The 14,225-nt window shown below is 51.6% G+C and carries 8 protein-coding genes; all 8 read left to right on the plus strand.

The window, feature by feature from the left end; all coding sequences use genetic code 11:
* The coding region (locus ACML7B_RS04465) for a lysostaphin resistance A-like protein (protein ID WP_418539459.1) at positions 1-787 on the plus strand (787 nt) is incomplete at its 5' end.
* 291 nt (positions 788-1,078) lie between these two features.
* On the plus strand, positions 1,079-2,137 hold the full coding sequence (locus tag ACML7B_RS04470; RefSeq protein ID WP_346708687.1) for an NlpC/P60 family protein: 1,059 nt from the start codon (positions 1,079-1,081) through the stop codon (positions 2,135-2,137).
* A gap of 157 nt (positions 2,138-2,294) precedes the next feature.
* Complete coding sequence (locus ACML7B_RS04475; protein WP_418539460.1) at positions 2,295-3,479, plus strand: coiled-coil domain-containing protein; 1,185 nt, start codon at positions 2,295-2,297, stop codon at positions 3,477-3,479.
* Positions 3,480-3,657: 178 nt separating this feature from the next.
* Positions 3,658-4,431: a 30S ribosomal protein S2 gene (gene rpsB / locus ACML7B_RS04480; protein ID WP_418539461.1), complete on the plus strand. Its 774-nt coding sequence runs from the start codon at positions 3,658-3,660 to the stop codon at positions 4,429-4,431.
* A gap of 21 nt (positions 4,432-4,452) precedes the next feature.
* Positions 4,453-5,391: a translation elongation factor Ts gene (tsf, locus tag ACML7B_RS04485; RefSeq protein ID WP_418539486.1), complete on the plus strand. Its 939-nt coding sequence runs from the start codon at positions 4,453-4,455 to the stop codon at positions 5,389-5,391.
* Between the two features lie 144 nt (positions 5,392-5,535).
* Positions 5,536-7,344, plus strand: coding sequence for a Na/Pi cotransporter family protein (locus ACML7B_RS04490; protein ID WP_418539462.1), 1,809 nt, complete (start codon positions 5,536-5,538; stop codon positions 7,342-7,344).
* Positions 7,345-7,508: 164 nt separating this feature from the next.
* The gene (locus ACML7B_RS04495) at positions 7,509-11,561 is read left to right on the plus strand and encodes an EAL domain-containing protein (protein ID WP_418539463.1); all 4,053 of its coding nucleotides are present in this window, start codon (positions 7,509-7,511) and stop codon (positions 11,559-11,561) included.
* Between the two features lie 36 nt (positions 11,562-11,597).
* The gene (locus ACML7B_RS04500; RefSeq protein WP_162298239.1) at positions 11,598-14,126 is read left to right on the plus strand and encodes a CheR family methyltransferase; all 2,529 of its coding nucleotides are present in this window, start codon (positions 11,598-11,600) and stop codon (positions 14,124-14,126) included.
* Positions 14,127-14,225: the final 99 nt, after the last annotated feature.

The raw sequence follows: 14,225 nt of genomic DNA on the forward strand, positions 1-14,225 counted from the left end.
GGCCAAGAATCCGGATCTGGTGAACCAGGCAACCATGGACCAGAGTAAGATCAGTGATCTCTACCAGCAGCTGATGGGAGAGATCCTGCAGGTGACTACCATCGTGGAAGGAGTGGCGGCCCTGGTGACCATCCCTGTGCTTCTTGTGATGTTCCACAAGGACCGGCTGCGGGAGCGGATGGCAGGCATCGTGCCCAATAAGAAAGCGCCTCTGTGGAAATATTTTGCCCTGATCCTGATGGTGCTGGGGATCTCCCTAGGATTTAACAACCTGGTGCTGATCGGCAACCTGTCCAGCTATGACGCAGCCTATGAGCAGACCATATCTCTGCTTTACGCGGCTCCCTTTGCGGCGCAGATCATCTGCCTTGGGGTTCTGGTCCCCATGTGCGAGGAACTTGTCTTCCGGGGCCTGATGTTCAAGCGGCTGCGGGAGCGGGCTCCCTTCTGGCAGGCAGCGCTTTATGCTTCCGCCGTATTTGCCTTCCTTCATATGAACATGATCCAGATGATCTACGGTTTCCTGCTGGGAATGGTATTCTGTTACATCTATGAGAAATATGGTTCCGTGAAGGCGCCGGTGGCGGCCCATATCGCGGTGAACCTTCTGTCTGTGTTCGCCACTCAGTTCCACCTCTTTGACTGGCTGCTCCAGGAACCCATGCGGGCAGGGGTGATCACGGTGGTCTGCGCGGCGGTGGCTTCTTCCATGTATCTGTTTATCCAGCGGATCGAGGAGAAGCCGGATCTGCCGGATGCGGGAGAAGGATCGGCGGCGCGGGTGTAAGCGTATGCCCAGTTCAGCCGCGCCTATTCGCAAAACCCGCCCCTTGCGGGGCTCTACTGCGGCATACGCCGCTGTTTTGCTCATAAGACGGCGCTCACTCAATACAGCTGCCTGGTCAGAAACTCATGCGAGCATGGTTTCTTTCCCGACAGCTGTATTGCTGAACTGGGGGGGATATGTTACAAATTTATTAAAAAATGTTGCAAAAGTGTTGGGGATGGGATATAATCTATTCAATATAAGGTTTTATTGTTAATATTTATGTCAATTTTTTGTAAAAGGATGATGATAATGAGGAAATTTGGGATAAGACTTCTGGCGGCGGTTGCGGCAAGTTCTCTGATCGCTACGCCGGTTTTCGCGGCACCATCCGTAAGTGATCTGAAAGACGATAAGGCGGCAGTCCAGACTGAGGTGAATTCTCTGAAGGATCAGCTGGCGGCTACCATGGAGAAGCTGGATGAACTGGAGACGGATCTGATCGCGAAGGGCGAGGAGATTACCCAGGCAGAGGAAGATCTTAAGAAAGCTGAAGAAAAAGAGAAGCAGCAGTACGAAGACATGAAGCTTCGTATTAAATATATGTATGAGCAGGGCGATGTCAGCATGCTGGAGACGCTGGTGACCGCCGACAACTTTACTGATTTTGTAAACAACGCAGAGTATGTCCAGAATGTTTATTCTTATGACAGAGAGAAGCTGGACGAATATGTGGCTACCAAGAAGGAAGTAGAGACTCTTAAGACAACGCTGGAAGAAGAGCAGAAGAGCATGGAGTCCATGCAGTCTGAGTATGAGGAGCAGGAGCAGTCTCTGAACGCTACCATCGAGGAGAAGCAGGGCGAGATCGAGGATCTGGATGCACAGATCCAGGAGGCAGCCGAGGCTGCGGCCGCAGCGAGAAGACGGCAGCAGGCTCAGGAGCAGAATAACGGCGGAAACGGTGGCAACGGCGGCAACGGAGGCGGCAACGGTTCCGGAAACAGTTCCAGCAGCAATTATGTAGGCAAAGGTGATACCGCTGTAGCTCAGAAGATTGTCAGCGCAGCTTACTCTCAGCTGGGAGTTCCCTATAAATGGGGCGGCTCTACACCGGGCAAGGGACTTGACTGTTCCGGACTTGTGCAGTACTGTCACAGAGTGGCGGGCATCAGCGTGGGACGTACCTCGGGAGCCCAGGGCGGCGGCGGCCAGGCGGTCAGCAGCCCCAAACCGGGTGACGTGGTATGTTACTCCGGCCATGTAGGGATCTATATCGGCGGCGGCCAGATGATCCATGCGCCCAAGCCGGGTGATGTGGTAAAGGTTGCATCCGTATATGGTTCACCCTGGTACAGACGTTATTGGTAAAAAATAATAAAGTTTGAGTGGAAATCCCCGGTTTTTACCGGGGATTTTTGGTAATTTGTTAAAAAACATTGAAATATGTTACAAAATGTTGTATTCTAAACACAAGTATGCGGGGGCGTATGAGTAAAGTACAATTAATAAGGATGGGTGAGGATTTATGAAGAGACGTTTGATCAGAACACTCATCACGGGTACTGTGGTGAGTTCTTTGATTGTAGCGCCTGTTTATGCGGCGCCTCAGGATGAAGTGAAATCACTGGAGAGTCAGAAGAGCCAGGCGGAAGCCCAGGCTGCCAGCGTGAACCAGGATCTGGTGGATCTCCTGGTGGAGTATGAAGCGCTCCAGCAGGATATGAAGAACCAGGAGAAGAAGATCGACCAGGCAGGGAAAGATCTGGAAGATGCAGAAGAGAAAGAAAAGCAGCAGTATGAAGATATGAAGCTGCGGATCAAATATATGTATGAGAACGGAGAGGGCTCTTTTATCTCTGTTCTGGTTTCCGCAACGGATTTTACCGATTTTGTCAACAAAGCGGAATATGTGCAGAAGGTCAACAAATATGACCGGGATATGCTGGATGAATACGTGGCTACGAAGAATGAGATCAAGGATCTGAAGCTGGATCTGGAAGCCGGACAGGGAGATATGGAAGTGATGGCTCAGGATATGGAGAGTCAGAAGACCAACCTGCAGAGCACCCTGACCCAGATGGAGGAGCAGATCGCAGACTTTGACACCCAGCTTGCTGCAGCCAAAGAGGAAGCGGCTGCACAGCTGCAGGAGATGGGCAATGGGAACGACGGCGATACTTCGGCGGCGGACGATGTGATCCAGTCGGTGGCGGAGAATAACGGCGACGGAGATTCCGACAGCAGTTCTTCCAACGACAAGCCTTCCAATAATAAGCCGTCTAACAGCAAGCCCTCCGGCAATGCCAGCAGCAAGCCTTCCGGCGGAAGCTCTTCTTCTTCCAAACCGAGCAATGCTTCCCTGGGACAGCAGATCGCCAACAAGGGATGTGAATACATAGGAAATAAATATGTGTACGGCGGGAACAGCCTGACCAACGGTATCGACTGTTCCGGATTTGTACAGCAGATCCATGCCAAGTTCGGGATCTCTACTCCCAGAACATCCAGCGCCATCCGCAGCGGCGGGAAAGCCGTTGCTTACGCGGACCGGATGCCGGGAGACGTGATCTGTTACAGCGGCCACGTGGCCATCTATATCGGCAATAATACCATCGTGCATGCTTCCAATGAAAAGCCTTATCCGGCGGGAGGCATCAAGACTTCTTCCATCGGTTACCGGACTGTACTGGCGGTAAGAAGATACTGGTAGAAACAGAATGAGATGAATCCTTACAAAACCCTTGCAATCGCAAGGGTTTTGTGCTATTATACAAAAGTCGCAAAAAAACACGCCTGTCTTTGCCCAAGACGGTGCCGATGGCAGAAAAGCCGCGGTTTCAAGGGTTTACGGACATGCGGAAGAAAAAACCAAAATGGAGGAAAGAAACATGAGTGTTATTTCAATGAAGCAGCTTTTAGAAGCAGGTGTTCACTTCGGACACCAGACCAGAAGATGGAACCCCAAGATGGCTCCGTACATTTACACGGAGAGAAACGGGATCTACATCATCGATCTGCAGAAGTCTGTAGGCAAAGTTGACGAGGCTTACCAGGCAGTTGCCGACATCGCGGCAGCGGGCGGAACCATCCTTTTCGTAGGAACCAAGAAGCAGGCCCAGGACGCGATCCAGACAGAAGCAGAGCGCTGCGGAATGTTCTATGTAAATGAGAGATGGCTGGGCGGAATGCTCACCAACTTCAAGACCATCAAGAGCCGGATCGGACGTCTCAAAGAGATCGAGAGAATGGCTGAGGACGGAACCTTTGATGTTCTGCCGAAGAAGGAAGTGATCCAGCTGAAGAAAGAGTGGGAGAAGCTGGAGAAGAACCTTGGCGGTATCAAAGAGATGAAGAGACTTCCGGACGCGATTTTCGTAGTTGACCCGAAGAAGGAGAGAATCTGTGTTCAGGAAGCTCATATCCTTGGAATCCCGCTGATCGGTATCGCTGATACCAACTGTGATCCGGAGGAACTGGATTATGTGATCCCGGGCAACGATGACGCGATCCGTGCAGTAAAACTGATCGTTTCCAAGATGGCGGACGCAGTGGTAGAGGCTAATCAGGGAATGACCGGCGCAGACGAGGAAGTTTACGGCGAGGAGACTGCCGAGAAAGCAGCAGAGGCTGAGGCTTCTGAAGCTGTCGAGACAGAAGAGTAAAAGGAAATTTGGAGGAGAAGGATCATGGCAGTTACAGCTAGTATGGTAAAAGAGTTAAGAGAGATGACCGGCGCGGGCATGATGGACTGCAAGAAGGCTCTGAGCGAGACTGACGGCAACATGGACGCGGCTATCGAATATCTGAGAAAGAACGGCCAGGCAAAGGCAGAGAAGAAGGCCGGACGTATCGCGGCAGAAGGTATCGTAATGGCAGAAGTCAAAGACGACAAGACCGCAGCGATCGTAGAAGTAAACTCTGAGACAGACTTCGTGGCAAAGAATGCTGATTTCCAGGCATTTGTTAAGGATGTAGTAGCTCAGGCGATGACATCTGACGCAAAAGACATGGATGCGTTCCTGGCTGAGAGCTGGAATGCAGAAGCAGGCAAGACTGTTCAGGAAGCTCTGACCGAGAAGATCGCAGTGATCGGCGAGAAGCTGAGCATCCGCAGATTTGAGAAGATCGTATCTGACGGCTGCATCGTATCTTATATCCACGGCGGCGGAAGGATCGGCGTTCTGGTAGAGGCTGAGACTGACGTAGTGAACGACGAGATCAGAACCTGCCTGAAGAACGTGGCAATGCAGGTTGCAGCAATGTATCCCAAGTATGTATCCCGCGAGGAAGTACCGGAGGATTACATTGAGCACGAGAAAGAGATCCTGATGGCTCAGGCCAAGAAGGAAAACGAAGAGAGCAGCAAGCCGAAGCCGGACAACATCATCGAGAAGATGCTGGTTGGCCGTCTCAACAAAGAGCTGAAAGAGATCTGCCTGCTGGATCAGGTTTATGTACAGGACAGCGACCTGACCGTTGGCAAATATGTAGAGAAGGTAGCCAAAGAGACCGGCGCCAAGCTGTCTCTTAAGAAATTCGTCCGCTATGAGACCGGCGAGGGCCTGGAGAAGAAGAACGAGGACTTCGCGGCTGAGGTTGCGGCGCAGATGGCTGGAAACTAGGCGAATCAAGTCCACAGGACGAAGATGAACCGTAGAATAAGCGCGACAGAAAACGAAGAAGAACCTTATCCGTGAGTCTATACGGATAAGGTTCTTTTATTTCACACCCCGGATGCGGGGACACAGAACGAAAGAGAAAAAGTTATGGAAATATTTTCAATGGTCCTGGCTCTTTTGAGCGGCGTAGCCATGTTCCTCTATGGCATGCTTCTGATGGGAGACGGACTGAAGATGGTGGCCGGTGACAAGCTGGAAACATTTTTGTATAAGATGACCAATACACCCTTGAAGGGGGTTGCCCTGGGGGCGGGGGTGACCTGCGTGATCCAGTCCTCCTCCGCCACGACGGTGATGGTGATCGGTTTCGTCAATTCCATGATGATGAAGCTGCGGCAGGCCATCAGTATCATTATGGGAGCCAATATCGGGACAAGTATCACAGGATGGATCCTGTGTCTTTCCTATATCGAGGGTTCCGGAGGATGGGCGACGATCCTGTCCACGGCGACCATCTCGGCCATCGTGGCGGTTGTGGGTATTGTGCTGCGGATGTTCGGCAAGCGACCCGTCTATCGGAATATCGGCAATATCATGCTGGGATTCGCCATCCTGATGATGGGGATGCAGACCATGAGCGGGGCGGTGGAGCCTCTGCGGGAAAATGAATTTTTTGTCAGCATGCTTACCATGTTCTCCAATCCTCTGATGGGAATCCTGGTGGGGATCGCATTTACCGCAGTGCTGCAGAGCGCGTCGGCGGCGGTAGGTGTGCTGCAGGCCTTGTCTGTGACCGGGATTCTGACCTTTGCCAGCGCATTTCCCATTGTGCTGGGAATCGGCGTGGGAGCGGCCTGCCCGGTGCTGATCTCCTCGATCGGCGCCAATAAGAACGGGAAGCGGACGGCTCTTATCTATCTTCTCAACGACCTGTTTGGGATGATCTTCTGGGGGATCGTCTTTTATGCTGCCAATGGATTCCTGCACTTTGGGTTTATGGACCGGATCATGACGCCGGTATCAGTGGCATTTATCAACACCATTTTCCGTGTGGCCACGGTGTGCGTGCTGTTCCCGTTTATCCCCAAGCTGGAGAAACTGGTCTGCATGCTGGTGAAGGATTCGAAGGAAGAGATGGAAGAAGAGGCGGATCTGGAGCTTCTGGAGGAGCGTCTGGTAGTTTATCCGGCGCTTGCCATGGGCCAGTGCCAGCGCGTTATATCCGGAATGGCCAAGAAGGTGCGTAAAAATGTAAACCGGGCCATGAATCTTCTGAATGAGTACGACCAGGACCGCTTTGAGAAAGTGCTGCGCAAGGAAGACCTGATCGATAAATATGAGACCCGGCTGGGGGCCTATCTTATGCGGCTGACGAAGAAAGAGCTGACTACGGCCCAGTCCCGGCGGATGTCCCTTTATCTTAGTACCATCAGCGACTTTGAGAGGATCGGGGACCATGCGTCTTATATTGCGCATTTGTCCAATGAGATGCAGGAAAGCAGGCTGACCTTCTCGGAAGAAGCTATGGATGAGCTGAACGTGGTAATGGGGGCCGTGCGGGAGGTTATGAACATCACTGCCAAAGCATTTACAGAAGAAGATCAGAATGAGGGCGCCAAGGTATCGCCTCTGGGCGTGGTGATCACCAACCTGTGCGACGAACTGAAGCACAACCATGTGATCCGGCTGGGAAGCGGAGCCTGCGGCCTGGAAGAAGGCACGGTCTTCAATGATATCCTGAACAGTTTCACCCGTATCGCAGCCCACTGTGCCAGCATTGTGTCGGCTATGGAGAAAAGCGGGGAGGACGGAGAGGATATCCATATCCACGATTCCAGGGTTTACGCCGGAGAAGGCATGGAATACTATTCTTATTTTACAAAATACAGCCAGAAATATGATCTGGGAAATGAGAGCAGCCATGGAAAGAGCATGGAGGCGGAGGAGACGGAATAAAGGGAGAAAAAAGCCACGCATAGTGGCTTTTTTTTGTTGAAAATTTAACGGTCTTTTGTTGAATATACTGAAAAATAGGTCTATAATGGACAATAGAATATACCAGCCATTAACATGTCAATAAGCACCCCTGTAAAAATTTGGAGGGGAGGGGGTAAAAAGGAATGAGCGAGAGAATGAGACCAGAAGCCGGAAAGCGCAGCACAAAGAGTCTGACACCCAAATACAGACATAAACAGCCAGAGCTTCTGGATGGTCCGTCGATCCGGGAACATATTACATGGTGCCTGGAGCAGATGTCGGAAAAAGATCTCTGCGCTGTATTTATGATCGAATTTGACGATACGTATAATGCGAAGGAGAAACTGGGACAGAAGGAGAAAGCGCATCTGGCGCATTGTGCCGGACAGCGGCTTTCGGCCTTTTTTAAGGCCTCGGATCTTGTGAGCCGGATCGGAGAAAAGGAATTTCTGGCTTTTATGTCAGGAAGATTTTCTGTAAAGGATGCAACTGAAAAGGCCAGGGAGATCTGTGAAGGAGTCCGGTTTGAAACGGGAGAAAAGTCAGAGGTTTGTGTAACTGCCTGTGTGGGGGCCTATGTGGCTTCCGGTGATGAGATAACATTTGAGAAATTGTTTGGCCAGGCGGCCGCGGCTCTTTATGAAGCGAAGAATAATGGCAGGGGGAGTTCCTGTGTATTTACGGATCAATCGGAAGCTGGCGCCAGTGATAGGGCAGGGGGGCGGCATAAGAGCGAGCCGATCTCTCTGGATACGCTGCTGAAATATCTGGACGGGGGCGTCAGTCTTCTGGAGGTTGGACCGGAGATCAAAGTGATCTATGCGAACCAGGGTTTTTATCATATGCTGGGGATCGAACCGGAGAAGTTATCTCTGCCCTGTGATCTGGATCAGGTGGTAATTCATCCGGACTATAGGGAGGATTATATCCGGATGATCCGGGAGGGCGCACAGAAGGAAGAGCCCTCCGATCACGTTCACCGGGCGTCAGGCGATGGAAAACACTGGCGCTGGCGTCATGTTCGTCTGACAAAAGTGGCATATCCCGGAAGTCTGTATCCTGTTATGCTGGAAATATCCACCGATATTTCAGAAGTGATCGAGAAAGACAGGCAGCTTCAGGAGAGCAACGAAAGACTGCGGGTCGCCTTCCGGCAGATGCCGCATATCCTGTGGGAGGTGGATCTGGGAACCCGGACATTTAACACCTATAATGTGGAAAAACAATGTTGTCTGGAGGAGACCGGGATTGAAGATTTTCCATGGTCTTTTTTGGACCAGGGGATCATTCATACGGATTCTGCCGCGGATTTTCGTGATTTCGCAGAGAATCTGCTGGCAGGGAAGGCCGCGGGGAGCGGGAATTTCATCATACGGGACAGAGTCAACAACTGTTATGGATGGGTGTCCCTTTCCTACCGTATGACCTACGACCGGGACGGGCTTCCGGTGAAGGCGATCGGCGTGCAGTCAAAGCTTCCCAGCATGGCGGGACTTGGAAGCGATGCGATCCAGAGGCGCCCGCTGCCGGAAGCGGTATTTGGAAGTCTTCTGCTTAGGATGAAGGTCAATCTTACCGCGGACTCTATGGATGAAGTCTGGATCGGCGGGATCGATCAAACGGCGTGGACGTGGGGAAAGACCTATTCAGAACTTTTACATGCCGGTCAGATCCAGATGTTTACCAAAACCAAGGAAGAGGAGTTTGGGAAACAGTTTGACCGGGAGAATCTGCTGGCGGCGTATGACCGGGGAGAATACTGGTCGAGAACAGATTATCAGAGGGTGGATGAAGGCGGAAATATCCGCTGGATGTCGGCATCCGTTAACCTTGTGAAAGATTCCAAGACAGAAGATATTCGGATGTACGCCTGTCTGTGTGATATGCAGAAGCGGCACGACTGGGAGAAGATGGCGGAAGAGCCGGTGAAAAGGGATCCGGTAAGCGGGCTCTATGCCGAAGAGACTTTTGCCAGGATCGTGGAGAAGCTGCTCCAGGGAGGCGGGCAGGGGAACTGTGCGCTGACGATGATCCGTATGATCGGAGAGCCGTGGAATGACGAAGAGAAGAACAGAGATCTCCGGCAGTTTGTGGCAGCGGCTTTGTCCCTGGCTCTTGGAGCCGACTGTATCCTGGGGCAGTACCGGCAGGATTCCATGATGGTCTTCTTCCCTCAGATCGGGACGAAGTTTGATGGGAAGCGAAGAATCGAAGATGCTTTTGCTTATCTGCGGATCTCCATGCCAAATATTATCGACATTGTGGCCACGCGTTTTGTGGCAGGAACCGTGGCGGGCCAGATGAATGAAGTGGATTACGAGATTTTGAGGCTTAAGGCCGGATATCTGTGTGAGGTCTGGAAGGATGTGGCGGTGGATACCGTGGTATTTCCCGGCAAAGATGAAGACTGGAGCTGGGTGGGGCTGCGCAGGGAGAACAAAGAGGAAGAGATCCAGGTGCAGAAAGAAAAACCAGAGCGCCCACTTACGAAAGAAGAGCAGAATACTGCCTTCCACTGTGTGACCGATATGCTGACGGCGGGAACCATGGAGGCGTCCATTTTAAGCGCGCTTTCTTCCATTGGGGAATATTATCAGGCTTCCAGAGTGTATTTCCTGGTACTGGGAGAAGATGAACAGACACTGACAATGGCTCATGAGTGGACCAGTGATTCCAAGCAGAGTATCCGTAATATTATGTCCGGGATGAAGGTAAATGACATCCCACTGTTGAAAAGATGCCTGAAAGAGGGAAAAGCTATCTCCACAGACACGCCGAATCTGGCATCGGAAGAAGGCGGCGTCAACAGGCGGTGGCATTTCATCGCGTTCCCGATCAGGCGGGATGAAGAGACACAAGGGTTCCTCTGTGTGGAGAATCCTCAGAAACTGCATGGGGATGTTACCCTTCTGGAGACCCTGGTGCCCTATATCCAGAATGAAGAGCGGCGGTTCCAGCTTCAGAAAGAGCGGGCGGCGATCCCGGATCACGATACCCTTACCAGTCTGCCCAATCTGAGTTCTTATCTGGATGTGATCTATTCCCTGAATTCAGATTCTTATACTTCCATGGGGGCGGTGGCTATGGATGTGCCGTATTTTACAGATCTTAACAACCGGTTTGGATTTGAATACGGCAAGAGGCTTCTTTTGTATTTGTCTGAGATGCTGGCGAAGATCTTCGGAAGAGCTTATATCTTCCGAACCTGGGATACGGAATTTGTGGTGCTTTTCCCCAATACCACCCAGGAAGTGTTCGGAGCCCGCTGCAACAGACTGCGGACTGTGATCCAGCGCAGATATCCGAGAAAAGTGCGGATGGGTTATGTCTGGGCTGAAGGGATCTTTTCCGCCAGCAATATGGTGCGGGAAGCCCAGAAGATCATGATAAACGACAAGAATGGGCTGGAAGCCGATGACTGGACGGCAAATGCGGACGAGGGGCTTACCCTGGAGGATCAGGAGTATGCCAATACCCGGTTCGTTCCCTATTTCCAGCCGAAGATCGATATGAGAAGCGGCCAGATGACCGGCGCGGAAGCGCTGGCAAGAGGGGTGGACCCGGATGGAACGATCCTTGTGCCGGCCCAGTTTATCGAGGAACTGGAACATACGGGTTCTGTGCGGGAACTGGATCTTTTCATGCTGGAAGCGGTGATGAAGCAGCTGAGCGACTGGAAGGGAAGAGGCATTCCTCTGCCGAAAGTTTCCATCAATATATCCCGGATTACCTTGTTTAATCCCACGGCGCTGGCTTCCGTACTGGCGATCCAGAGCCGCTATCCGGAGATCCCGGCAGATCAGATCGAACTGGAGATCACAGAGACGGCCGGAGATATGGAGAATGCCACCCTGGCACAGATCGTGCGGGATTTCGAACACTGTGGGATCCTGTTTGAACTGGACGATTTTGGTACAGGATATGCCAATATGTCGGTACTCAGCAATATCCAGTTCAGCACCGTGAAATTGGACCGCAGTCTGGTGAACGATCTTCCCGGAAATGAGATCAGTGGGATGCTGGTGCAGAACATTACGGAGATCTGTAAGAATTTCCATATGAAATGTGTGGCGGAAGGAGTAGAGACCGTTCAGCAAAGAGACGCGCTTCTGGCCGCGGGCTGTATCTACGGACAGGGGTATTATTATGCCAGACCTCTGTCGTCCCAGGAATTTGAAAAGCAATATTTGAGTTAGAGAAAAGTAAGGAAAATGCGGAGGAGGTATTGTAAGATGTCGGAAGAAAACAGGATGGAATATACCCCGGAGACAGAACAGCAATCCCCGCTTGTGGTGGGGATCGGCGCTTCTGCCGGAGGGCTGGAGGCGCTTCAGCAGTTTTTCCAGCATATGCCGGGAAACAGCGGGATGAGTTTCGTTGTGATCCAGCATTTGTCTCCGGATTATAAGAGCCTGATGGCGGATATCCTGGGGAAACATACGGAAATGATGGTGATCCAGGCAGAAAACGAGATGGAAGTCCAGGAAAATACGGTATATCTGATCCCGCCCAAGAAAAATCTGATCCTGCGGCAGGGAAAGCTGATGCTGGTAGATTATGTCCAGGGGACCCTGAATCACCCCATCGATATATTTTTCGCGTCGCTGGCCGTGGAGAAGAAGGAGAAAGCCATCGCAGTGGTGCTGTCAGGAACGGGTTCAGACGGGACCAGCGGGATCAAGGCGGTGAAGGAAAACGGCGGGCTGGTTATCATTCAGCGCCCGGAGACGGCGAAGTTCGACGGGATGCCAAGAAGCGCCATCAATACCGGGCTTGCGGACTTTGTCCTCTCTCCGGAAGAGATCGTAGATGAGATCCTGAACTTCTCCAATTATCCTACGTTGCTTCAGCCTCAGGAGCAGGAAGAGTTTTTCACAGACGAGGAAACATTTCCCAGGATCTACGCCATCCTGAAGAAGGCAAGCGGGATTGACTTCACCAATTATAAGCGGACTACGGTGCTGCGGCGGATCGAACGCCGGATGGTGGTCACCCACAGCCAGAATCTCCAGGGTTATGTGAATCTTCTGGAACATCAGATCGAAGAGGCAGATATCCTGGTGAAGGAAATCCTGATCGGAGTGACGAATTTCTTCCGGGATCCGGAATATTTTGAGAAATTAAAATCCACAGTGATCTATGAAATCGTAGAGCGGGCAGAAGAAAAAGAGCCTATCCGTGTCTGGAGCGCGGGCTGTTCCACAGGGGAGGAGGCATATTCTCTGGCGATCCTGTTCCGGGAGGTACTGGAGGAGCTGAATGTACACCGGGATATCAAGATCTTTGCCACAGATGTGGATACCAAGGCCATTGAACAGGCAGGAAAGGGCATCTATACAGAGAGTATCCTGGATGATGTTTCCAGCGAGCGTCTGGCCCGGTTTTTTACCAAGAAAAACGATCAGTATATGATCTCCAAGGAGATCCGCCGGATGATCATCTTTGCTCCCCATAATATGCTTTCAGATCCGCCGTTTGGCAAGCTGGATCTGATCAGCTGCCGGAATGTGATGATCTATTTCCAGCCGGTACTGCAAAGATCGTTGTTTGGGATTTTCCATTCCGCACTGAAGAACGGAGGCTATCTGTTCCTTGGCAAGAGCGAGACGGCAGGCGAATATGTGAATGTGTTCACGCCAGTCTGCAATTTGGAGAAAATCTATGTTCACAAAGGAGAAGGAAAGGTGGATGAGTTTTTACCGCCTGCTTTCCACATTCCCAACGTACAGACAGTCCTGCCCAGGACTGCCAGCGCGGCGGACCGGGAAGCAGTAGATTATACACTGGAGAATACATATGTGCATTTCCTGGAGCAGTTCCTCCCGGCGACGGTTGTGGTCAACGAGGGGAACCAGGTGATCCATTTCTTTGGAGATTATCAGGAGTATCTGGCTATCGCGCCGGGGAAAGCGACCTTTAATTTCTTCAGTATGGTCAATAAGGATATCAGTCTTGTGGCATCCACTGCGCTGAACCGGTGCAGGTCTGAGCATGTTGCAGTTACTTACACCGGCATTACGGTAGATTGTGTCTCCGGCCGCAGGACCATTGATCTGACAGTCAGCCCGATTTCCGGAAGGGACAGGGAGGACACCGGGCTGATCGCGGTACTGTTTAACGAGAATCGTGAGATCGAGCTGCAGGGAGTGACTGAGAAATATGACGTGGATACTACGGCGGCCAGAAGGATCGCAGATCTGGAGCAGGAGCTTCATGAGTCACAGAACGACCTGAAATCCACCATCGGAGAACTGGAGACGGTCAATGAAGAGCTGCAGGCAGCTAACGAGGAACTGCTGACAGCCAATGAGGAGCTTCAGAGTTCCAATGAGGAGCTGCAGTCGGTAAACGAAGAATTATACACAGTGAATACAGAGTATCAGCAGAAGCTGGATGAACTGACGATGCTGACTAACGATTTGTCCAACTTCCTGTCCTCCACGATGATCGGGATCCTGTTTGTGGACAGCAATCTGAATATCCGGAAATTTACTGAATATGTGGGGAGAGAGTTCCAGTTGATGGAGCATGATGTGGGACGTTCCTTCCAGATCTTTGCCCACAGCTTCCCGGAGGAAGACATCATCAAAGACGCGAAAGACGTACTGAAGAACCTGGTACCTATTGACCGGGAGGTGACAGCCATGAATGGGCGCTACTATACCTTGCGTATTGCGCCTTACCGGACCACGGAAAACAGCATCCGGGGGCTGGTTATCACCATCATCGACAGTCTGGGTGTGGGATCCGAAGCAAAATAGAGCAGACGAAAAAGAGAGTCCTCTGGCAATCGGCGCCAGAGGACTTTTTTATGCCCAAAAGGCATGGAAAGATATGTAAAAAAAGTATTTGAATTTATT

Origin of the sequence: Massilistercora timonensis (assembly GCF_048354975.1) — a bacterium.
GTDB classification, from domain to species: Bacteria; Bacillota; Clostridia; order Lachnospirales; family Lachnospiraceae; genus Massilistercora; species Massilistercora timonensis.

What these genes read in the sequence shown, in the direction of transcription:
- ACML7B_RS04470 (WP_346708687.1), top strand. Translation starts at nt 1,079, where the DNA reads ATGAGGAAATTTGGGATAAGACTTCTGGCGGCGGTTGCGGCAAGTTCT.
- ACML7B_RS04475 (WP_418539460.1), top strand. Translation starts at nt 2,295, where the DNA reads ATGAAGAGACGTTTGATCAGAACACTCATCACGGGTACTGTGGTGAGT.
- rpsB (WP_418539461.1), top strand. Translation starts at nt 3,658, where the DNA reads ATGAGTGTTATTTCAATGAAGCAGCTTTTAGAAGCAGGTGTTCACTTC.
- ACML7B_RS04490 (WP_418539462.1), top strand. Translation starts at nt 5,536, where the DNA reads ATGGAAATATTTTCAATGGTCCTGGCTCTTTTGAGCGGCGTAGCCATG.
- ACML7B_RS04495 (WP_418539463.1), top strand. Translation starts at nt 7,509, where the DNA reads ATGAGCGAGAGAATGAGACCAGAAGCCGGAAAGCGCAGCACAAAGAGT.
- ACML7B_RS04500 (WP_162298239.1), top strand. Translation starts at nt 11,598, where the DNA reads ATGTCGGAAGAAAACAGGATGGAATATACCCCGGAGACAGAACAGCAA.